Origin of the sequence: Bartonella sp. B10834G3, from assembly GCF_016102505.1 — a bacterium.
Lineage (GTDB): Bacteria > Pseudomonadota > Alphaproteobacteria > Rhizobiales > Rhizobiaceae > Bartonella > Bartonella choladocola.
In genome coordinates, this window is sequence record NZ_JACFOM010000003.1 from 173,128 (window position 1) to 195,194 (window position 22,067).

The 22,067-nt window shown below is 46.3% G+C and carries 22 protein-coding genes; 14 read left to right on the forward strand and 8 right to left on the reverse strand.

Features of this window, described 5'->3' with window-relative positions; genetic code table 11:
* The first annotated feature begins 106 nt into the window (after positions 1-106).
* Genes H3S94_RS09855 through H3S94_RS09865 form a run of 3 tightly spaced genes read left to right on the forward strand, consistent with a single transcriptional unit; the run spans position 107 to position 3,173 of the window.
* Complete coding sequence (locus H3S94_RS09855) at positions 107-1,018, forward strand: aldo/keto reductase (RefSeq protein WP_198240927.1); 912 nt, start codon at positions 107-109, stop codon at positions 1,016-1,018.
* Positions 1,019-1,071: 53 nt separating this feature from the next.
* Positions 1,072-1,881: an NADPH-dependent F420 reductase gene (locus H3S94_RS09860; protein WP_077993106.1), complete on the forward strand. Its 810-nt coding sequence runs from the start codon at positions 1,072-1,074 to the stop codon at positions 1,879-1,881.
* On the forward strand, positions 1,881-3,173 hold the full coding sequence (locus H3S94_RS09865; protein ID WP_077993108.1) for an NTP/NDP exchange transporter: 1,293 nt from the start codon (positions 1,881-1,883) through the stop codon (positions 3,171-3,173). The genes H3S94_RS09860 and H3S94_RS09865 overlap by 1 nt, the downstream gene beginning before the upstream one ends.
* A 166-nt stretch (positions 3,174-3,339) precedes the next feature.
* Here the strand turns inward: H3S94_RS09865 and uraH are convergent, their stop codons facing one another.
* The 4 genes from uraH to puuE all read right to left on the reverse strand — a co-directional run bounded on the left by uraH (position 3,340) and on the right by puuE (position 5,984).
* Positions 3,340-3,786 carry a hydroxyisourate hydrolase gene (gene uraH / locus H3S94_RS09870; RefSeq protein ID WP_077993111.1) on the reverse strand — a complete coding sequence of 149 codons (447 nt, stop codon included), beginning with the start codon at positions 3,784-3,786 and terminating at the stop codon, positions 3,340-3,342.
* 3 nt (positions 3,787-3,789) lie between these two features.
* A complete protein-coding gene (gene uraD / locus H3S94_RS09875; RefSeq protein ID WP_077993113.1) occupies positions 3,790-4,317 on the reverse strand; it encodes a 2-oxo-4-hydroxy-4-carboxy-5-ureidoimidazoline decarboxylase in 528 nt (175 codons plus the stop codon).
* A 103-nt stretch (positions 4,318-4,420) separates the two neighbouring features.
* Positions 4,421-5,023 carry an ureidoglycolate lyase gene (locus tag H3S94_RS09880; RefSeq protein WP_077993115.1) on the reverse strand — a complete coding sequence of 201 codons (603 nt, stop codon included), beginning with the start codon at positions 5,021-5,023 and terminating at the stop codon, positions 4,421-4,423.
* Between the two features lie 40 nt (positions 5,024-5,063).
* Positions 5,064-5,984: an allantoinase PuuE gene (gene puuE, locus H3S94_RS09885; RefSeq protein WP_077993118.1), complete on the reverse strand. Its 921-nt coding sequence runs from the start codon at positions 5,982-5,984 to the stop codon at positions 5,064-5,066.
* Positions 5,985-6,612: 628 nt separating this feature from the next.
* Between puuE and H3S94_RS09890 the strand changes: the two genes are divergently transcribed.
* The 9 genes from H3S94_RS09890 to H3S94_RS09935 all read left to right on the forward strand — a co-directional run bounded on the left by H3S94_RS09890 (position 6,613) and on the right by H3S94_RS09935 (position 15,981).
* Positions 6,613-8,055: an FAD-dependent oxidoreductase gene (locus H3S94_RS09890; RefSeq protein WP_198240928.1), complete on the forward strand. Its 1,443-nt coding sequence runs from the start codon at positions 6,613-6,615 to the stop codon at positions 8,053-8,055.
* A gap of 1,032 nt (positions 8,056-9,087) precedes the next feature.
* The gene (locus H3S94_RS09895) at positions 9,088-10,077 is read left to right on the forward strand and encodes an ABC transporter substrate-binding protein (protein WP_198240929.1); all 990 of its coding nucleotides are present in this window, start codon (positions 9,088-9,090) and stop codon (positions 10,075-10,077) included.
* Between the two features lie 44 nt (positions 10,078-10,121).
* Positions 10,122-10,895, forward strand: a complete 774-nt coding sequence (locus H3S94_RS09900) for an ABC transporter ATP-binding protein (RefSeq protein ID WP_077994627.1) — start codon at positions 10,122-10,124, stop codon at positions 10,893-10,895.
* Between the two features lie 37 nt (positions 10,896-10,932).
* Positions 10,933-11,679, forward strand: a complete 747-nt coding sequence (locus tag H3S94_RS09905; RefSeq protein ID WP_225868192.1) for an ABC transporter permease — start codon at positions 10,933-10,935, stop codon at positions 11,677-11,679.
* Positions 11,680-11,722: 43 nt separating this feature from the next.
* Positions 11,723-12,679 carry a LysR family transcriptional regulator gene (locus H3S94_RS09910; RefSeq protein ID WP_198240931.1) on the forward strand — a complete coding sequence of 319 codons (957 nt, stop codon included), beginning with the start codon at positions 11,723-11,725 and terminating at the stop codon, positions 12,677-12,679.
* 190 nt (positions 12,680-12,869) lie between these two features.
* On the forward strand, positions 12,870-13,691 hold the full coding sequence (locus tag H3S94_RS09915) for a bifunctional allantoicase/(S)-ureidoglycine aminohydrolase (RefSeq protein ID WP_198240932.1): 822 nt from the start codon (positions 12,870-12,872) through the stop codon (positions 13,689-13,691).
* Positions 13,692-14,066: 375 nt separating this feature from the next.
* Positions 14,067-14,327 carry a transcriptional regulator gene (locus H3S94_RS09925; protein ID WP_198231462.1) on the forward strand — a complete coding sequence of 87 codons (261 nt, stop codon included), beginning with the start codon at positions 14,067-14,069 and terminating at the stop codon, positions 14,325-14,327.
* Positions 14,324-14,635 (forward strand): type II toxin-antitoxin system RelE/ParE family toxin, encoded by a 312-nt coding sequence (locus tag H3S94_RS09930; protein WP_198240933.1) that lies wholly within the window; start codon positions 14,324-14,326, stop codon positions 14,633-14,635. The genes H3S94_RS09925 and H3S94_RS09930 overlap by 4 nt, the downstream gene beginning before the upstream one ends.
* A 311-nt stretch (positions 14,636-14,946) precedes the next feature.
* Positions 14,947-15,981, forward strand: coding sequence for a dipeptidase (locus H3S94_RS09935; RefSeq protein ID WP_077993150.1), 1,035 nt, complete (start codon positions 14,947-14,949; stop codon positions 15,979-15,981).
* 242 nt (positions 15,982-16,223) lie between these two features.
* Here H3S94_RS09935 and H3S94_RS09940 read toward each other — a convergent pair whose 3' ends face one another.
* Positions 16,224-16,772 carry a zeta toxin family protein gene (locus H3S94_RS09940; RefSeq protein WP_198240934.1) on the reverse strand — a complete coding sequence of 183 codons (549 nt, stop codon included), beginning with the start codon at positions 16,770-16,772 and terminating at the stop codon, positions 16,224-16,226.
* The gene (locus H3S94_RS09945) at positions 16,762-16,998 is read right to left on the reverse strand and encodes a hypothetical protein (protein ID WP_077993152.1); all 237 of its coding nucleotides are present in this window, start codon (positions 16,996-16,998) and stop codon (positions 16,762-16,764) included. Before H3S94_RS09945 ends, H3S94_RS09940 begins: the two co-directional genes overlap by 11 nt.
* A 387-nt stretch (positions 16,999-17,385) precedes the next feature.
* Between H3S94_RS09945 and H3S94_RS09950 the strand changes: the two genes are divergently transcribed.
* Entirely contained in the window at positions 17,386-18,597 is a 1,212-nt protein-coding gene (locus tag H3S94_RS09950) for an MFS transporter (protein WP_198240935.1), read from the forward strand.
* A 26-nt stretch (positions 18,598-18,623) separates the two neighbouring features.
* Here H3S94_RS09950 and H3S94_RS09955 read toward each other — a convergent pair whose 3' ends face one another.
* Positions 18,624-20,000, reverse strand: a complete 1,377-nt coding sequence (locus tag H3S94_RS09955) for an MATE family efflux transporter (RefSeq protein WP_198240936.1) — start codon at positions 19,998-20,000, stop codon at positions 18,624-18,626.
* A 437-nt stretch (positions 20,001-20,437) separates the two neighbouring features.
* On the opposite strand from H3S94_RS09955, the gene H3S94_RS09960 reads away from it, so the two are divergent.
* On the forward strand, positions 20,438-21,829 hold the full coding sequence (locus H3S94_RS09960; protein WP_198240937.1) for a DHA2 family efflux MFS transporter permease subunit: 1,392 nt from the start codon (positions 20,438-20,440) through the stop codon (positions 21,827-21,829).
* Positions 21,830-21,846: 17 nt separating this feature from the next.
* Here the strand turns inward: H3S94_RS09960 and H3S94_RS11835 are convergent.
* A partial coding sequence (locus tag H3S94_RS11835) for a hypothetical protein (protein WP_210328015.1) occupies positions 21,847-22,067 on the reverse strand: 221 nt, incomplete at its 5' end.

Below are 22,067 nucleotides of genomic sequence, written 5' to 3' on the forward strand. Positions count from 1 at the left end.
CGATCATTCATGATTTTCATTCATTTCATGAATGAACAATAATACCTTTTTCGTTTTTGAAAGCTCGGCTATACTTGCTCTCTACAAAAACAGGAAAGGCGCTAGAATGGACATAACACGTCGACAATTTGCTATCGCCTGTGGTGCAGCTTTCATGCTTGGTCCGACAATTTCGGCAAGAACACAAGCCACAGCTATAAAAAACCCTCCAATCCGTCTTAAAACCGGCCGGATGATCCCGACGCTTGGCATGGGAACATGGACGCTTGCAGCCGGTCAACGCCCTCTAGAACAAGAAGAGGAAGCGCTTGCAACCGGTCTTGATCTTGGCATGAATCTGATTGATACCGCCGAGCTTTACAGTTCCGGTAAAGCTGAAGAAATGGTTGGCCGTGTTATAAAAAAAACCGGAACAAAACCTTATATCGTTTCAAAAGTCATGCCTTCGCACGCAACAAAAGCCGAAGACATTCGCAATGCCTGCAAAAACAGCCTTCAACGCTTGGGATTAAAGCAGATGGATCTTTATCTTTTGCATTGGCGTGGCGGAATTTCAAACCTCAAAACTGTGGTTGATACGTTTGAAGAATTAAAAAGCGAAGGTTCCATTGTCGATTGGGGCGTTTCGAATTTTTCCATTAATGACATGAATGATCTTTTTAGCCTTGAAAAAGGCGACCAATGCGCAACCAATCAGGTGGAATATTCGCTTGTCGACCGCTCTATCGAAGGTGGCCTTCTCGATTGGTCAAAAAATAACGCTATGCCGATTATGGCCTATTCACCGCTTGGTTCGGGTAAAACCCCGCTTTTGCAAAATGCGGTGTTAAAAGACATTGCGCAAAAACATCATATGACTGCTGCTGCAATCGCAATCGGCTGGACAATCAGAAACAATTTTACCATTTCCATTCCCCAATCAGGTTCGCCCGCACATTGCCGTGAAAACAGCGCCGCACTTTCTCTTCATCTTGATGAAGAAGATCTCGCCCGACTTGATAAGGCTTTCCCGATTTGAGCAAGAAAGGTTTCCCGTTCTGGACAACAAGGTTCAAGACAAGAAGGTTCAACATGTCTCTTGATCGTCGTTTTATATTAAAATCTGCTTTGGCTCTGTCTCTTGCCGAGATTTTTTCCCTGTCGCAGGCTTTTTCACAAAATACCGAAAATTCGGTGGGGAAGACTTCAAATTCATCCAAAGCGGAAACAGTAAACGATAGCCCCGCAACAAAAACGGAAGCTGATGTCAAAAATCTTAAAATCGGGGTCATTGGCGCCGGCTCGCTTGGCGGAACTGTTGCAACCCTCCTTGTGAAATCCGGCCATTCGGTCATGTTTTCTTCGCGCCATCCGGATGAGTTGCGACGCTTGACAAACCCGCTTGGAGACAAAGCTTCAGTCGGCACACCGCGCCAGGCGGCACAATTTGGTGATGTTATCCTTGTTGCAGTGCCGTTTTCAGCCTGGCCTCAAATTGGCAAAGATTTTGCCGCCGAAATGAAGGGGAAAATTGTTATTGATGCTACCAACCCGCCTTTGTGGGGAGGAGATTTAGAGCCTCTTTCAATCGAAGCAAAGAAAAACGGCGTTGCCGAAACGGTAAAAAAATATGTGCCGGATGTGCGCCTTGTCCGCGCTTTTTCGGCAGTTGACGCCACGGTAATTGAAGATTGTTTCAATAAAAGAATAGAAGCTGTTGGTATGCCGATCGCAAGTGACGATGAAAAAACGTTGGCCGTTGTGGCCGAGCTCGTGCGCGAAACCGGTTGCGAACCTGTCATCACCGGCAAACTTGAAACAGCGCATATTTTTGCTCCCGGCGCGCCGGGCTTTCGTGCCCACCTTCCGGCAGATAAATTGCGTAAACGCCTTGGCCTATAATGACAAACAAGCTGCAACATATATTTGAACGTCTGTTCGCGCTAAAAGCGCATGAAACAGTTGCTTTTTTGGGCGGCTTTTTCACGCTTTTTCTTGTCTTTTGCAGCTATTTCATGTTGCGACCGGTGCGAGAAACATTCGGCATTGCCGGTGGTGTCGATCATCTCTCATGGCTTTTTACTGCCACTTTTTGCGCCATGTTTCTCGTTGTGCCCGTTTTCGGCTTTATCAGCCAGAAGATTAAAAAGACCAATCTCTTCATCTATTCGACGCTTTTTTGTAGTCTTATTATGCTCGGCTTTACGCTAAGCCTTTATTATAATAGCGGCAATGTCTGGGTGGGGCGCGCATTCTTTGTCTGGGTTTCAGTTTATAACCTGTTTGTTATTTCCCTCACATGGAGCTTTTTGGCCGAGGTTTTTACCAAAGAACAGGCACAGCGCCTGTTTGGCCCCCTATCGGCAGGCGCAAGCCTCGGCGGCATAACCGGCCCGTTAATAAGCGCATTTATGGTTGAAAAAGTGGGCTATGCCGGCCTGCTTTTAATTTCGACAGCGCTGTTTTTATCAACGCTTTTTCTCTGGCTTTTTCTCGTGCACTGGCGAAATGATTTCGGCCGCGGCAAAGACATGAAACAAGACAAGCCTGGAATGGCTGCGTCGGAAAAAGAAAAGAGTGAAACCTATTCCGGCATATGGATTGGCTTGAAACTCATTGTGCAATCGCCTTATCTCAGCCAAATTGCCGTTTATGCCATTTTCACCTCGGCCGGAACCACTTTTCTTTATTACGCGCAGGCACGCCTTGTTCAGGCGACCTTTACCAATCCTGCTGAACAGACACAGTTTTTCTCCATTATGGATACGGTTGTGCAAACCTCGTCCATTCTTATCCAGATGTTCGTTACCGCCCGCATTGCAAAAAAATTCGGCGTGACATTCTTGCTTGTAAGCTTGCCTGTCATGATGGTAATCCTGTTCGGACTGCTTGGCATATTCTATTGCTTTCCGATTTTGGCAATCGCGATGATATTGCGGCGTGTGGGAGAATATGCACTTGCCCGCCCTGCCCGTGAAATGCTCTTTTCGGCAGTTGATGAAAATTCGCGCTTCAGTGCAAAAAACGCTATTGATACTTTTGTCTATCGTGGGTCGGATGCATTCTGGGGCTGGGTTGATACGCTTATGAACAAAGTTGCCTACCCGCCGGTTATTATGCTGCTTGCACTTGTTTTATCCTGTATCTGGGCAATTTCCGGAAAGAAAATCGGCAAGCGTTACGACGAACTTTAAAACCGATAACGCCAAAAAATACTCAACAAGCCTGAAACATGGGCTTACAAACTTGTGCCTGAAAGTGACGGCGAGAATGATGTGCACAAATCATAATATCCGGTCATCATATCCGGCCTCATTTTAATATCCAGCCGGATTTTTACTCCCTATCCGGCCTCGTTTTTCAACTGCCGCGATAGGTCGAATAGCTCCACGGGCTTACAAGAAGCGGCACATGATAATGGGCGGTGTTATCCGCTATTGAAAAGCTTATGGTGATTTCATCAAGAAAAGGCGGGGTATCAAGTTTTGCGCCCTCGTTTAAAAAATAGGCTGCCGTGAAAAAGTGCAATTCATATTGCCCGTTTTCCATTGCCTTTTCATCAAGAAGCGGTTTTTCCGTTCGCCCGTCCTGATTGCTCTTTGTCTCAACAAGCAATTTTTTGACAACGGATTGCGTTTTTTCCCCCGCTAAATGCGTTTTTTCGGCCGTGCTAAGGGGGTTGTTTATTGTCCCGTTCTTTTCATTTTCCGGAACATTTTGCGGGCAAAGCTTGTAGAGCTGAATTTTAACGCCGCTAGCCGGTTTACCGGATGCCGTATCAAGAATATGGGTTGTCAAACCGGTCATGTTTTATCCCTCGCTGTCGATGAGATCTTCAAGCCGCAAGCGCGCAATGCGGAAGATTTCCGTCAACGCCGTGGCTTTTTCTTCATCTTTATCATTGTTCAAGCGCTTTTTCATATTGGCGAGAATGGAATATTTGTCATGGGCTTTGCCACCATGCCCCCGAACCGCAATGATAAATGGAAAAGAAAATTTTGCCCGATAGGCTTCATTCAATTTCTGAAATTGATCGAATTCATCTTCGCTCAAACGATCAAGCCCTGCCCCTTTTTGTTCTTTTTCCGATTGCGCCGTCAATTTCGATGAACGGGCAAGCTTACCCGCAAGATCGGGGTGAGCCAAAATCAATCTGTCTTTCAACTCTTCCGGAGCTTGTCGAACCGCTTCGACCATGGTCTCATAAAGCGCATCGAGATTTTCAAACGGGCGTTTTCCTGCAACACTTTCCCCCACCCAAGGGGAATGCTCGAAAATACCGCTTAAACAATCAATAAAAGCGGGGGCTGGAAGAGTGTTCAATTGTTCAATTTTCACGGGGTCTTTTTTCCTTAATTTGTTTGCCGGTATTTATGTGTTCTCAATTTTGATATTTTGCTCAATTCGGTTCTTTAAAACGCAAGTTCGCGAAGCCTTTCCGTCATTTATCAAAATCCGGCAACCGGCTTATTTGCCAAGCCTCGTCTTGATAAAAATATTCTTCAAGATTGTTTTCGACACCACCGCGATCAACCACATAGAAATCGCTTGTCTTGAAAAGTGCAAGAAGCGGAAAATGCCAAACATTTTTATGATAATTAACGCCGACACCTGAAGGGCAATAAAAGGCTTGCGGGGCGGAAGGTTTGCCCCCTTCATCCTTTGCCACAACAACGAGAAACGGATTTTCGCCCGCTGGCAGAAATGCCTGCGAGCCATAGGGGTGGCGCTCCATCATATCAATCTGAACAGGAAAGTCGATCGGGAGAGACCGGAAGACATTGATGAGGACGCGGGACTTTTCCCCCTCCGCTTCAACCTTTGCAAGATCATGAAAGCGGGTTGCCCGCCCCTGATTGATCGGGATCATAACCGGATTTTTTTGGTAAGCCGAGCCTGTTTTATTTTCTTTGTCCATTTGGTCGGGCGAAATTGTTTCTTCCCTCACATCGATCACATCGCCAAAAGGAGAAAATTCGGCTTTTCCGATTTTTAAAACGGCAAGCTCGTGCAATTGTTTTTTATGATTTTCCTGCTCGACCATTGTTTCTTGTCCTCCGGTTTTTCTTTATTCTGTTTCAGGCTTATTTGGCCGGATGCACTTTTTGCCAATGGCGGGCAATATCTATGCGCCGTGCAATATAAACCGACTTTTTGGCTGCCACATAATCAAGAAATTTTTCAAGTGCCTTTGCCCGCCCCGGATGGCCAACCAAACGACAATGCAAACCGATAGAAAGCATTTTCGGCGCGCCTTTTTCACCCTCTTCATAAAGAACATCGAAACTGTCTTTCAGATAGTTGAAAAATTGTTCGCCACTATTGAAGCCTTGTGCGGTTGCAAAGCGCATGTCATTGACATCCAATGTATAAGGGATAATCAGAAACGGCTTTTCGATGCCTTCTACCCAATAGGGAAGTTCATCGGCATAACTATCTGACGAATAGATAAAGCCGCCCTCTTCCATGGTAAGCCGCAAAGTGTTGATCGACGGTTTTCCCTGATAGATTCCATATGGGCGCTCACCCGTTAGTTGTTTCTGGATGCGTACGGCTTCGCGAATGTGAAAACGCTCTTCCTCTTCATCAACATCCTTATATTCAAGCCAACGAAAGCCATGGGTGGCAATTTCCCAATCGGCCTCGACCATGGCTTTCGCAACAGCCGGATTAAGCTCCAAAGCCTTGGCCACGGCAAATACCGTAAGCTTCATATTTCTTTCGGTAAAAAGCCGGTAGAGCCGCCAAAAGCCGACACGCGCACCATATTCATACAAGGATTCAATATTGAGATTGCGCTGCCCTTCCCAAGGAACTGCACCGACAATTTCGGATAATAAATGCTCGGAGGCTTTGTCACCATGAAGAATATTGCTTTCCCCGCCTTCTTCATAATTGATGACAAATTGTACCGCAATTTTTGCCCCGTCCGGCCATTCGGGGTCTGGCGGGTTCGGCCCATAACCGTAAAATTGGCGGGCACGATAATCTTTCTTGGATTTCATGGTTCTTCTTCCCTAAAGAACAAAATTGAAAACAATATCCGGAAAACACTTCGATATAAAACCGCGTAGAATTTCCGCACCTCGACAGTTGCTGAAAATATGAAAAGCAAAAGCCATGCCACTTGACTTTCGGGGCATAATCGCGCCGACATTTCAGGAAAAACTTATGTGCGTGTTTTTCCTTTCCGGCAGTGCTTTTTATGGGAACTTAATGCCCTTCCGGTGTTTCACTTGGTTGTCGGAGCCTCGCTTAATTGCGGCGCACCACACTGCACTGATCGTTTCCGTTGCTTTATCCCCCCCAAATAAAATCAATAATATTAAACAAGCAATGAACTATCAAAAAAATAAAAAACAAAACAGAAAACAGGCAAAATAAAAACATATTTATACGTATTCACCAATGGGTTATGCTTGAAATAACAGCAAATTATATTTGATTTTGCCTAAATTTTAATCTTGACAATTTTTTGCCTTATATTTAGCCTCTCAACCACCGGCATAAAGCGTATTGCGGGTCGATCGGGTCGATCCGGACAGAAAGTGTCATCCCCGTTTTAAACCGGCAGCCAAGGTTCTTTTAAAAGCCGGAGCTTGTTCCTTGGACTGTCTTTAATGGGGAATAGACATGCCAGAAAATAGCGAAATAAATCTTGCCAAGCTTGAGCGGCAGGCAAAATATGATCTTGAATGTTTGAACTATCCTGCTCGCCAATGGGTAAAGCCGAAGACTTATCACGGCAATCCGGTGAAGGATGTTGTGATTATTGGCGGCGGACAAAGCGGTTTGACATTGGCGCTACAATTGCGGCGGGAAAGCGTTACCAACATTGCCATTCTGGATAAAAATGAAGCCGGTTTTGAAGGGCCGTGGCGCAATTACGCCCGTATGCACACATTGCGCACGCCGAAATATGTGACGGGGCCTGATCTCGACATTGGCAGTTTGACTGTGCGTGCCTGGTGGGAAGCGCGTTTCGGACACGAATCCTGGGAAGAGCTTTATAAAATCCCGACTAATCTTTGGGCGGAATATCTCGACTGGTTGAAAAAAGTCACCCATATAGAGGTGACAAACCGGACAGTTGTAACCGATATAGAGCCGTTGCAAGATGATGTTTTCGCGCTTCATATCGAACGAAACGGCAAAGCCGATATAATCTATACCCGCCTTGTGGTTTTAGCGACCGGCATCGAGGGAAGTGGCCAATGGGTTGTGCCCGATATGTTCAAGGATCATCTTGACAAGAAAGTTTATGCCCACACGGCCGAAGCAATCAATTTTGACAAACTTGTCGGCAAGCGTGTTGCGGTTGTAGGTGGTGGCTCGTCTTCTTTTGATAACAGTGCCACAGCCTTGGAATTTGGTGCAAAATCGGTAACGCATTTTGTCAGACGTTCCGTTTTACCGACAGTCAACCCTTACCGTTTTATGGAATATAGCGGGTTTTTGCGCCATTTTGCCGATCTTGATGACGACAAGAAATGGCGTTTCATGAAATATCTCTTTGATGTCAACCAACCGCCGACACAGGATTCCTATTTGCGGTGCACAAAATTCGACAATTATGAATTGAAACTTGCAAGCCCCATTAAAAGCTGCCGTATGGAGGGTGAAAAGCTTGTCCTTGTCACGCCGCACGAAAGTGATGAATTCGATTTTCTGATTGTCGGCACAGGATTGATTATCGACCTTAAAACGCGGCCGGAAATTGCCCGTTTTGCCGATAAGATCGAAACCTGGGGCGACCATTTTACGCCACCTGCGGGCGAAGAACATGCGGTGATTGCAAGCTGCCCTTATCTTGGGAAAAACTTCCAATTTCAGGAAAAGGTGAAAGGGGATGCGCCATATCTTAATCGGATTTTCAGCTACACTTTTGCCGGTATGCCAAGCCTTGCCGCTTCGGCGGGGATTTCGGCTTTGAAATTCGGCGTGAGAAGACTTGCCTATGGGGTGAGCAGCGAATTGTTCTGCGAAGATGCCGATTATCACTATGATCTTTTGAGAGCATTTGACGAGAAGGAACTGACAGCACCCCAACCGGTTGCCATGGGGAAAGCAGGTTAAAAGCCATTAGGACAAAGGCATGAATTAGCAATTGTCAAAACCGGCCTTGCCTGACAAGCAGGATTTTTCATATTCCTTTCAATGTCATCGAGAATCGCGCCCTTTGTGGCGCGATTTTTATTGTTTTGCTGTTTAATTTTTACACCATGAATTTCTTCTTGCCCCCGCTGGCAAGTCGAAAGCAGTATTAAGAGAATTTAGAGCAACCCGCGCTCATTTTAAGAACGCTTAATAAAAGCGCAGAGGTTGCACCAGAGCCGGTCAATAGTGTTTTTTGAAACCATTGATATTATTTAATATTTTTATTTTTTGCTTATTTCTTCTTAAAAAATGCATAAAATTTAATCAATAAATAAAAACGCCTAATTTTTAGGTTTTTTCTCTTGTTTTCACTTGTTGTTCGTGTAAATCTTGGGGTGTCGGAAATAAAACCGGTTTTCTTTTTTGAAGAAGACAAAGTTAGAGCTTCAAAGAGAAAGACTAGTTTTTCCGGCAAATACAGGATGACACTATAGGTTAAAAAATACGCTTGGTTTCATAAGTTGAATGTCGATACGCCGCCTTTCTTGTGCTGATTATCCGGTTTTCAAAAAAATTAAACGGATAATACCCGACAGCACAAATGGCAAAACCGGAATTTGTTCATAATACCCGTTCGGTTTTTCGGGGTTTTCAAAAAACCGGAATGCTTTTTAAGCGGGAGAGGAAAAGTTCATGCAAGCGAAATGTCGAAACAATAGCGACAATGCTTTTTATTCCTTTCCCCGCAACGGTTCTTCAAGGAACCTCACTTCTTGTCTTAAAGTCCAAAAGAAAATTGCAACTTCAAAAACACTGCGTCTCGAAAGGGCGGATATAAAAAGCTTTATCCGGACGAGGTTCAAACAAGGTTTTTCAACTTTTAAACAAACTTTCCCGATTGCGACTTTTTCGGCCGCCAAAGTTGCTTTTAAAAGTCTTTTTAAAACAAGGCTTCTGTCAGCCGGTTTTCTTTCATCAAGTTTTCTTTCGGCTAATCTTCTTTGTGGGAGTTTGGCGCTTCTATTATGTCCGCAAACGCTTGAGGCTAAAGAGGTTCAAAAAGCCCCTGACAAAGTGCGTTTTCAACTCGACTGGTTACCCGGTGGCGATAAAACCGCCATTTATGTTTGTGTAAACAAAGGGTTTTGCCAATCCGAAGGGCTTGATGTTGCGATTGAACCGGGGCGTGGCGGCAATGACGCGATTACCCGCATTGCTGCCGGAGTGAGCGATGTGGGAGCAGCCGACATCACCGCGCTCATGGCTGCGCGTGTAAGCGCAAATGTGAAGGTGAGCGCGGTTATGGCGATCTTTAACAAAACGCCACATGCGTTTTATGTGCTTTCCGATAGCCCCATTCAGAAAATCGCCGATATAAAGGGCAAAGCTGTAGCCACCTCGCCTTTTACCGCTTCCAATCTTTTCCTGCCGCCTTTTCTGAAAACCCAGAATTTATCCATGGATGATATTGCGCTTACACGGGTCGACTCCGGTGCTTTGGGGCCGATGTTGATAACCGGAAAGACCGATGTGATTATTGCGTGGCTCACCGACTACACGCGTTACGAAGAACAGGCCAGAATTGCGCACAAAGAAATCAGAGCCTTTCCGTGGGTGGAAAGTGGACTTGATCTTTATGGCAGTTCGCTGATTGCTTCAGACAAATTCATTTCCGAACGGCCCGATGTTCTGACCCGCTTTATCAAAGCCTATCGCCAATCAATCATATTCATGCATGAACATCCCGATGAAGCGGTCGATGCGGTGATGGAAAGTGTTCCCGAACTTGATCGCCAGAGTGTTAAAGGTTCGCTTCTCGATACATTGAAGCTCATTTACAATGACGAAACAGATCAATACGGCCTTGGCACTTTCCGTCGCGACAAGCTTCAACGCACATGGCAAAAGACTGCCGAAGCGTTAAACCTCGACCCGAATGCGGTAACCGCTGAAAGTGCCGTTAAAACCGGTTTTTCCGAAAATCTGGAGGGCTTCAAATGACAACAAGCCAATTGCAACCCATAGAAATGAAACCAAGCAATGCGATTTCTCCCCCCTCTATCCGCTTTGAAGGGTTAAGCCAGTTTTTCACGACATCGACAGGGCGAACACAAGCGCTTCACAATATTAGTTTCGATGTTCGCTATCACGAATTTCTTGCGGTATTGGGGCCTTCCGGTTGTGGCAAATCCACGCTTTTGCGGTTGATTGCCGGTCTTTTGAAACCGACACAGGGCAAGGTGGAAGTTTTCGGTATGCCGGTCAAGGAGCCGCGTGAAGATGTCGGCATTGTTTTTCAGCGCCCGACATTGCTGCCATGGCTCAATATTGTGGACAATATTACCTTTCCGATCAAACACAAATTCGGCAAGGTCAATTCCGCCGATATTGATAAAGCCCATGAACTTGTGCGCATGATCGGCCTTACCGGTTTTGAAAAACGTATGCCGGAGGAATTGTCGGGCGGTATGCAGCAGCGTGTCGGCATTGCCCGCGCGCTTCATCTCGACCCCGATATTTTGTTAATGGATGAACCGTTTTCCGCCCTTGATGCATTAACCCGCGATGAAATGGGTTTTGAACTTTTAAGAATTTTTTCCGACCGGCCGAAAACCGTGATGTTCATTACCCATTCTGTCAATGAAGCTGCCATTCTTGCCGACCGTGTGCTGGTTCTCGCCGGCCGGCCGGGAACTGTTTTAACCGAACTCGACGTGCCGCTCGGACGGCCACGCAATGCCGAAACCGCAAACCAAAAGGTGGTCCATGACTTCGCTCACACCCTCAGAAACCTCCTCATCAAGCCAAAGCTCGCTTAAGAGGAAGAAGATAAAGCTGTTTCACCTCTCCTCGCTAATGTCGGCTTTACCGGCAGTGTTGCTCATTGTGGCTATTCTTGTGATCTGGCAATTGGCGGCGGTGTTTTTTGCCATTCCCTCTTTCATCCTGCCGCAGCCGGTTGAAATTTTCAAAGCTTTCCATGTGATTGATGGATCGCGTTGGGCTGTTCATATTTTTGCAACTTTGCGGGTGGCACTTCTCGGCTTCTTCGTATCCATTCTGATTGCTTTGCCGCTTGCTGTCTGTCTTATCCGCTCGCCGCTTTTATCGAAAACAGTTTATCCGTTATTGGTCATTATCCAGTCGACACCGGTTGTCGCCATTGCGCCGATTGTCATTGTCGCCTTCGGTTCGGGTGACTTTCCGCGCATTCTCATCACCTTTCTTATTTCGTTTTTTCCGCTGGTTATTGCCACTTCGACAGGGCTTCTTTCTACACCGCCCGAATTGATCGAGCTGTCAAAATCGCTCCGCGCACCGGTTCGCCGTGAAATATTGCAAATCCGCTTGCCCTATGCTGTGCCCTATATTTTCTCGGCCTTGAAAATTTCGATTACTTTATGCGTCATCGGCGCGGTTGTTGCCGAATTTGTTTCGGCCGATAAGGGCATAGGTTTCTTCCTCCAGCTTTCCACCTCGATTTATAAAATACCGCAAGCCTGGGCGGGGCTTTTTGTGCTGGCTGCCATGTCGCTTATCTTGTTCCAACTTGTTATTCTTACCCAGAAACTTCTCTTCCCGTGGAGTATCAAAAAGGGTTGAAAAGAAAAAAGCTCCAAAACATAAAAAACGGACAAGGGGGGATTTGAGCACTTTGCAACACCGTTTGATGAAATATCTTGACGAGGTGGCGCGTTCGGGTTCGCTACGCAGTGCCGCACAAAAGCTTCATGTTGCCGCTTCTGCCATCCAGCGGCAAATAAAGCTCTTTGAAGAAGAAATCGGCACACCGGTTTTTTCCCGCAGCCATAAGGGGCTGGAACTCACGGCCACCGGCGAACTGGTACTTGGCCATATCCGCGAAACAATGCGCAATGAAGAGCGGATGTTGAGCGAGATTAAAGCTTTAAACGGTGTTATCCGCCAGAATTTGACAATTGTGTGTGAAGAAAATCTGGCGGCTACTGTTCTTTTTTCCGCAATTGTCGACTTCCAGAAAAACCACAAATCCACCAAAATCAACGTGTTGACGACTGAAAACGACAATGTGCAAAATGTGCTTCTTGATGGCAAAGCCGATCTTGCTTTGGCCTATGACATAGAAAAACAGCCCCGTTTTGCGATTGATAAAGAGGTGAAATGCCCGCTTGGCCTCTTTTTTCGCAAAGGTCATAGTCTCGAAAAACGCTTGCAAGGAAAAACAAAAATCAATCTTGCCGAAATGATTGGCGAAGCTTTGGTTCTTCCCGGAAAAGGCACAAAATTGAAATCGCTCATCGAAACGCTTGGACCCCCGCTTGTTACCGCCGTTCCGATTGTCGAAACATCTTCCATTCCATTGATTGTTCAACTCGTTGCAACCGGAAATTATGTTTCCATTTTAAGCCGCACAGAATTGCCGGAAGGGTTTGATAATGAATTTCTCTTCATTCCCGTTATTACCCATCCTGCTTATCGCATTTTGACATTGTTCCACCAGACAAACCGCGCGTTAAAACCGGTTGAACAACAGTTTCAACATGTATTGACCGGAAAAATGAAAGAAAGTCTTGGCTCACGCAACCAAAACTTTTCCGGAGGGGAAGAAAATCAGGGAGAATGAATATTATGAAATCTCTTTGCCATCGCTTGAAAGAAGTTCAAAGCTTATCCGATAAAATTTTTAAAAAAACTTGACCGACGAGACAGGCGAAACAGCAAAAATTAGAATAAATTTTTTAAGCGGTTTTAAAAGCTTTTTGACGAAAGAAAGTTTTTGAAAAAGCTTTCACAAAAGAGGAGACAACAATTTGATGAATGAGAAAGACTATTATTTTCCCGTTGGCGGTTTGCCGACACGTTCCGAACTTTTAAGCAGCAAAGCCACCTTCAAAGACGCTTATATGGTGATGCCCGCTTCTGTCATGTCGGATATTGTCACAAGCCAATTGCCGTTTTTTACAAAATCCCGCTTCTGGGTTTTGGCGCGCCCGATGACAGGTTTTTCAGAAACATTTTCCCAATATATAGGCGAGATCGAGCCTTCGGGCGGGTCAGAGAATCCGGAAAATGACAAGCGTGCGGAAGCCGTTTTTTTTGTGACCGATGGTGCACTCACCATTGTGCTTGAAGGCGAAAAACATGTTCTTCACAAAGGTGGTTTTGCCTATCTTCCTGCCGGTCACGATTATCAATTATGGAATGAAGCAAAAACCACCGCCCGCTTTCACTGGATCCGCAAGGCTTATGAAAAAGTGGAAGGGCTTGATAAACCTGATGCAATCTTTTCTTCCGACCAGCAAATAACGCCTGCCGAAATGAAAGGCCATGAGGGTGTATGGATGACAAGCCGTTTCATGGATATGAACGACTTGCGCCATGACATGAATGTTGCCATTGTCACCTTTATGCCGGGTGCTCATATTCCTTTCATGGAAACCCATGTGATGGAACACGGGCTTTATGTCTTGCAAGGCAAAGGCGTTTATCGGCTGAATGATGATTGGGTGGAAGTCGAAAAAGGCGATTTTATGTGGTTGCGCGCATTTTGCCCGCAAGCCTGCTATGCAGGCGGCCCCGAACCATTCCGTTATCTCCTCTATAAAGATATAAACCGGCACGCAAAACTCTGGTAAGGCAAAACGCTGGTGCAACTTTACGAAGGCAAACTTAGGCGGGGTAAAACTCTCGTGCAACTTTGCTAATGCAAACTTTAGCGGGGCAAAACTTTAACAAGGCAAAACTTTGCTGAGGCAAACTTAGGCGGGGCAAAACTTTGCTCATGTTTTGAAAGCGGGAGTTTTTAATAGCAATCACCTGTCAAAGTCATCCATGCTTTAAAATGCTCCTCGTCGTCGTGAGGATTTGTCGCATTTGTTCGTCAAACTTTTGGCGGCATTCTGCTGGCGGCTTTCCGCCAGAAAATCGGATGAACGGTTGTTATGACAGTTGCAAGCTCTCCTTGACTTGTCATCAATATTGGTTATTTGTAATACAATAAAGGAGATCACATGGCTCGCACAACAACAATGACAGTACGCATTGGCGAAACACTGGGTGATTATGTTGCCCGCCAGATAGGCGACAACGGGCCTTATGAAAATGTGAGCGAATATGTGCGTGATCTCATAAGAAAAGACAAGGAACGCCATGACAAAGAGGCGTTTAACCGGCTGAAAGCCGAATTACAGCTTGCGTTTTCCGAACCTGACGAGAGTTACGTTACTGTTTCGGCGGCAGACATTATTTCCAGAAACAAGAACAGGTCATGAGCGGTTTTCGGCTGCAACAGGCAGCAATTTTCCGTCTTGACGAGATCTATCGATACACGTCAAACAAATGGGGAGCGGCAAGAGCGGAAGACTATTTGAATGGTTTATTCAACTGTTTTCAGGCAATTGCCGATGGTCAGGTAATGTCCCGACCGATACCTGCCGAGTTTTCCGTTCACGGCTATTTCTACCGTTATAAACATCATTATATCTATTGGAAAAAGCTGAAAAACGGCGATACAGGTATTGTCACAATATTGCATGAGCGTATGCACCAGATCGACCGTTTCAAGGATGATTTTTTCTGAAACAAGAAAAGTGCGCCCCTGTGAAGCGCTCTTTGATTGGCTGGTACTTTGATGACAAGGTCAGGAGCTTCACAAGGAAATTTTCAAAAATATAAGGCTTGGCACAAATAAAAATCTTTATGCAACCCAAGCTTTCATTGCCTCACGCTTAAACAGGCAATGACGGGAAGACCGCGTCTCGAACTTGGCCGCTACCGGCGCAACGCGTGCGCCAGCTTTTCACAATCAAACTTTTGTCAGTTGCTGTTTTAAATCTGTATAGTGGCGTATAAGAATAATGATTGAAAACACATTCTGATAAGGCAATTTTTATGGCTGAAACACTCATCCAATGTTTTGACGGGCACAATGACATTCTCTCCAAAATCCGCGACGAGAAAAACCTTGACCCGTCGGCTTTCATCAACGGTTTTGAAAGTGCAGAACTTGACCTGCCAAAGGCTGAAAAAGGCGGCCTGATTGGCGGGCTTTGTGCGGTTTATCCGCCATCGGTCGACCTTCAGCCGGATGAAAACGGTGTCTATCCCGAATTATTGTTAAAAGATGCAACAAAGCCGACCATGGAAATGGCAAAGCTGCTCCATGATATTGAAAAGCTGAAACCTGAACGTTTCAAAATTTGCAAAACCGCGCGTGATATTAAAGAGGCAATCAAGGCTCACCAGTTTGCTGCGGTTTTTCATATTGAAGGTGCGGAAGCCATTGGCGAAAATCTGGAAGAGCTTGCCCGCCTTTATCAGGATGGGTTGCGCAGCCTCGGCCCCGTCTGGAGCAGACCCAATATATTCGGTTTCGGAGTGCCGTTCAAATATGGCTCGACAGGCGACATCGGACCGGGCTTGACAGATACGGGCAAAAAACTCGTTCGCGAGTGTAACAAGCTCGGCATTATGGTTGATCTTTCGCATATGAACGAAAAAGGCTTCTGGGACATTGCAAAATTGAGCGACGCGCCGCTTGTTGCTTCCCATTCCAACGCCTATCACTTGAGCCATCAAAGCCGTAACCTCACAGACGAGCAATTGCGCGCTATCGGAAAAAGCAAGGGCTTGGTCGGCATTAATTTCGGTGTCAAATTCCTGCGCGAAGATGGCGAACGCAACCGCGACACACCGCTTAAAACCATTATCAACCACATGCGCTATATCGTTGATATCGTCGGTGTGGAACATGTCGGCCTCGGTTCGGATTTTGATGGCACAACAATTCCGAATGAATTGCATGATTGTTCACAATTGCCGAAACTCGTCGCCGAAATGGAAAAATCCGGTTTTAACCATGACGAGATCGAGAAAATTACCTCGAAAAACTGGATCTCGGTTCTGGAACGCACCTGGGGCGAATAAAGCTTTTTAAAATGCCAATGCGTTCGGCCGGTTGAATCGCATTGGCTAAATATGTTTTTGCTATTTACGGCATAAAGAAAAAGACAAAAGACAACGCCGGAATGTGAACCGGCGTTGACTATATAGAAAAACCACCGCGCATGAAAACGCTACAGTTTTATCGGGAATATTTTTGGCTCACCAAAGTTCCGGCAAAGATAGTTTTTCTCGAAAACTGGTCTAACGGGATTTATCCTCGCTGTTCAGGAAAAGTATTCTTCCGGTATGGCTTTCAAAGCCCATTGCGGCAAATCTTTCCGGATGAATTGGACGTGCCCTTTATCCCTATGCAATACAAGCGAATAAGCGCGGCTTGTCGAATTATCAAACACAAGTGAAAGATCGGCGATTTCCATAAGCTTTGGCAAATTGGCCATGCTTCTTGGATAACGCCGCTCAATATCTTCCTTCACAATATTATGGCCGCCGCTTTTTACCCGCGAGCGCACCCTTAAACCGGAAGTTTTGGCACTGTCCAATCCGATATAGACGAGGTTGATCCTGAACCCCTGATTTTTAATATCCTGAACTTTTTTCAAAAACACATTTCCTGTGGCCGTTGTCTCTACGGCAAAGGATTGTTGCGCTTTGACGAGTGCCTCACGCTGTTTTACCGCTGCTATTCCCTGCTCAACTGGCGCACCTGGCAAAACATCCGGATTGACAATGGGCATTTTGAATTTCCGGCATGTTGTAAAGGTTGTTTTACCTGCACCGTTTACACCGGCGATAATCCATAATTCAGGCTGCATCTGTCAAAACCTTCAAGATTTTTTCATTGAGCGCATCATCAACTGCAATGAGCACTTTTGTGCCATCAGGATTTTCACGAATATATTGCCCCTCTTCCAACCCGTCTTCACGGTCATAAATGGCAGAATTGCGGGGAAAGTGAACACTTCTCACATAGTCCATATAGTCGTTCGACGAGGCTGACAAAATGTCATCCAACAACTGATCGTGCCCGTCCTTCATCATGTGAATACCTCTGCATTCATCTGTTTTCGGGAACCCTTACTATGCAAAATTTTTAAAAAACCGGCAAGTCAAACAACAAACCGGTTAAACTTCCGTTTTTTGAGTAAAACGCCTGTCTCTTTTATTCGCTGAAGCCCACCAGCATTGTTTGAACGTTCAAACACGATCTTCATTCGATTTTTATTCTTCCCGTCAACACTGTTGCAAAAAGTGGGCAAGATTTTGCTTTTCCCCAGCCAATCGGGCAGAACATGTCATTCGTTTTTTTAAAGCCGCCATTCATTCGACAATAACCGTCCTTAATTAAAAGGCTGCAAAAATTGACATAAGCGCGTGATGTCAATAGATGAAGGAAACGCCTTTGAAGGGCGCTTGAGGACATTTGTCATGGCCAATATATATCGCGAATTATTCAGAAAACCCGGCACTGTTGCCTTTTCGGTAACGGGGGTATTGGCACGTATTCCAATATCAATGATTTCGATCGGCATTATGACAATGTTTGCTGTTGAAGGCTTGGACTATGCCACCGCCGGTCTCGTTTCGGCAAGTTATGTCCTCTCCAATGCCATTATTACGCCGCAAATATCGAAACTTGCCGATGAATACGGGCAAGCCCGCGTGGCGCGTCCGGCAATTCTGGTTTCTTTTCTGTCGCTCTGCGGCTTGTTGATTGCCGCCCATTATAAAGCCCCGCTTTTCATATTGATTATTGCGGCAATTCTCGTCGGCTTTATGCCGAGTTTCGGTTCTTTCGTGCGCACACGCTGGTCGCAACTCTATCATGGTTCGCCGCTTTTGCGTTCGGCCTTTGCCTATGAATCCATTGTTGATGAATTGATATTCATGGTCGGCCCCATTATTGCGATCGAGCTTACAAACCGTCTGTTTCCCGCTGCGGGGCCACTTGCTGCCGGTCTTATCATGCTTGTTGCAGGCCTGGTCTTTACCTTGCAAAAATCGACCGAACCGGTTGCCCATGGCAGGCGGCAAAAAGGTTCTACTTCGGTTATCCGGCTTTTTTCTATCGCGCTTTTAACAGTGATTATGTTTTGCGTCGGAACCATTTTCGGCACTGCGGAAATTTCTGCCGTGGCAATCGGCAAATCGCTGCAACAGACAAATTACACCGCTCTTCCACTTGTGCTTTATGCGGCCGGCTCTTTCATTGCCGGTATTGTCTATGGGGCATTGCCGACCCGCATGACATTGTCAAAACAGCTTCTTGTTGCCACCATCGTTGCCGCAGTTACAACATTGCCGCTCTTGCTTGTTTCCAATTTATGGAATTTGAGCATCGTGCTTTTTATCGCCGGTGCAGCCTGTTCGCCCACAATCATCATCGCCATGTCTTTGGTCGACACAATTGTACCACCCGAAAAGCTCACCGAAGGTATGTCGTGGGGAATTACCGGAATGGCAATGGGTGTTGCCGCAGGAGCTGCCATTTCCGGAAAATTGATTGACGCTTTCACCCCCGAAACCGGCTTTTATGTTTCCATTATCGGTGGCTTTCTCGCCCTGATTTTAACGGTTTTCGGGCAAAAATATCTAAAACCCAAAACACCAAAGCCGAAAACCATTCTTGAAAATTCCTGAACGGTGTGCGCTTTCCGCTTTCAAGGTTAGAGCACTTTTTGCTTTTTCCACGTGCCCGAAAGATAATAGGAAAGCGCCAGAATGAGCGAGGCAAAAGCACCGACGGTAAAACTCCACCAGATGGCATCGGCCTTTATGGAACCATAAAACATGTAATAGAAGCCAAGCCGCACCGGATAGACGGCAATGAACAGGCAAATGAGCGGCACAAGAACCGCGCCATTGGCACGAACTGTCGAAAACAGCACCATTGCAAGGCCGAAAAACAGAAAGCTCCAGCTTGCAATTGCCTGAATGTGCTGTGCCATTGGCACGGCTGCGCTATCATTTCCCAAAAACAGGATAATGACCGGACGGTCGAAAATGAGCAATAACCCAAGCAGAATGGCTGTCATGACAAATGTTGCTGCGCAGCCGATCCATGTGGTTTTGGAAATTCTGTTCCAGCGACCGGCGCCGATATTTTGCGCAACCATTGCGCTTACCGCTGCACCCACTGCCATGGAAGGCATTTGCAGATAGGTCCATAATTGCTGCATGATGTTATAGGCGGCAATGGTGCTCACACCTTCCTGATTGACGAGACCAATCATGACAAGGCCGGATGTGGCAATGATGACCATTTGCAGGCTCATCGGGAAGCCTTTCAGCACGATAAAGCGCATGAGGCTGAAATCCGGCCAGATATAGGTGAGTTCCCGCCCTTTTAGCCGCAAAGGCAATTTCTTCACATAGATATAGACAATCATTGCAACAAGAGCGAAATAGCCCGAAACCGAAGTCGAGGCGGCAGCCCCCGCAATGCCCATTTTCGGGAAAATCCACAAGCCCAAGATGAGCACGGGGTTGAAAATAATATCCAGCACCACATTGACGCACATGAAAATGAGCGGTGTCATGGAATCGCCCGCACCGCGAAGCCCCATCATCATCATGACCGTCAAAAGATTGGCCGGTGCGGCAAGGAAGATAACCCGCAAATAATCTTCCGCCAGCGTAAAAGCATCAGCCGGTGTTGCAAGAAAACGCAGGATTTCAGGCGAAAAAAACCAGCCCAAGACCGCAAGAACAACCGAAAGAAACAGACAAAAGCCGATAGAAGCGCCAAAAGCCTGCCGCGCACGATGCAAATCTTTGCGCCCGATGGATTGGCCAACCATAATGGTCGCCGCCATGCCGAAACCGAAAACAAGGGCAAACAAAAGAAAGGTGATAATATTGGCATTGGCGGTTGCCGCAAGCGCACTTTCACCTAAAAAACGCCCCACCCAGATTGTGTTGATCGAACCGTTGAGCGATTGCAAAACATTGGAAAGCAATGTCGGAATGGCAAAGAGAAGCAACGTTCTGGTGATCGGCCCTTCAGTCAGATTATTGAGAACAATTGTTTTTTTATGCGGCAAGTGAACGCTCCATCAGCGCATTTTATTGATCGACCCGAAGCGGGTAAAATTTCATTTTTTAAATGATGATATAAAACATATAGGTGTCGTAAATGTTATGTGTAGCCCTTTCGGGCGTTCCATGAACACAAGAAATGAAGAATTTATTTTTTTCTCAAGGTCAAGAATGAAATGACAAACCACGATAAAGTGAAGCCGGTTTTGTAACCCCCTCACTGTTCGTCACAGTTGAAACCGGTCAAAATAATGTCGGCCTGAATGATGTTATCAATATAGTCGCAATTTTCTGTCACAAACACCTTTCAAGTTCTGTCAGTTTGGGCCATATCGGTTTTTTCATGTATAAGGTTTTCGGGTCATAAAAGTTCTTCACGCTATATAGGCACACTGGTTCTAAAGGTTCCATCGTTTTAAAAAAGTCGGGTTCGGGTTATTTAATGCACATTCTTCCTATGGTTCTGGCTATCGCTTTGTTTATGGAACATGTGGATTCCAATGTGATTACCACATCCCTTCCCGCCATTGCCGCCGATTTGAACACAAGCCCCATCGCGCTCAAACTCGCCATGACTTCCTATCTCGTGGCACTTTCGGTTTTCATTCCTATAAGCGGGTGGATCTCCGACCGTTTCACCGCACGCATTATCTTCCGTGTTGCCATCGTGGTTTTTCTTGCAGGCTCTGTTTGCTGCGCTTTTTCCTTTTCGCTCCATTCCTTTGTTTTGTCGCGCTTTTTGCAAGGTATAGGCGGGGCAATGATGACACCTGTCGGCCGGCTTCTTCTCGTTAAATCCACGCCGAAAAACCAGCTTGTCATTGCCTTCCAGTGGTTTTCCATTCCCGCCCTTGTCGGCCCGCTTGTAGGCCCGCCGCTTGGCGGTTTCATCACCACCTTTTTTACCTGGCACTGGATTTTTCTTATCAACATCCCGATCGGTTTTATCGGCCTTGTGCTTTCATCAATCTATCTGCCAAAAAATGAAAAGAGATATATTCGCCCGCTTGACTGGACAGGCTTTTTCCTTTCCGCAATCAGCCTTTCCGGCTTCATTTTCGGCCTTTCGATTGTAAGCCTTCCCGCCTTGCCGCAAAGTGTCGGCATCAGTGTCACCATTTTGGGCGTAATTTTCGGCGCCATTTATATCAAACATGCAAAAAACCGCACTGCACCGCTTCTCGACCTCAGGCTTTTTTCCGATCCGGTTTTTGCACGTGCCATTATCGGCGGCAGCGTTTTCCGGCTCGGCATCGGAGCCGTGCCTTTCCTGCTTCCCATGATGCTGCAACTTGCCTTCGGCCTTTCACCGATTGAATCCGGCCTTATGGTTCTTGCCGCGGCCATCGGTTCGCTCGGCATGAAGTTCGGCGCAAAAGAAGTTTATGCCCATTTCGGATTTCGGAAGGTGCTGATGGCAGGCTCTATCGTCTCGGCAATGTTTACCGCGTCCAATGGCCTGTTTTACCCCACCACACCCTATTTGTTGATGATTATCGTGCTCTTGTTCGGCGGCTTTTTGCGCTCGCTTTTCTTCTCCGGTGTCAATGCGCTTGCCTTTTCCGATATTGCCAAAGAAGACATTAGTCAGGCAACGCCGATTGCCGCCGTTGCCCAACAGGCTTCAATGGCACTCGGCATTGCAATTGCCGGCGCGGTTCTGGAAATTGCCAGCTCCTTTCACAACAATATATTGAAACTTGAAGATTTTCATACGGGCTTTTTCGTCGTCGGCTTCATCTCGGCACTTGCTTTCTTCATCTTCCGCACATTGCCCCGCGATGCGGGCCATGCTTTGAACGAAAAGAGCAAACAATCCACGGCACAACACTGATGAAACCAAAACATATTCTACAGCCGCTTGACCGCATTTTCTAATCTGTTACAACAACAGGCAAAAAGCCCAAGCAGATAAGTCTGTTGCGGCTTGACCGCATTTTCTAATCTGTTACAACTAATCCGCCCGTAAATGGCGTATTCTGCGGGTTGCGGCTTGACCGCATTTTCTAATCTGTTACAATAAATCAGCCGGGTATCGCTTATACCATGGGGTTGCGGCTTGACCGCATTTT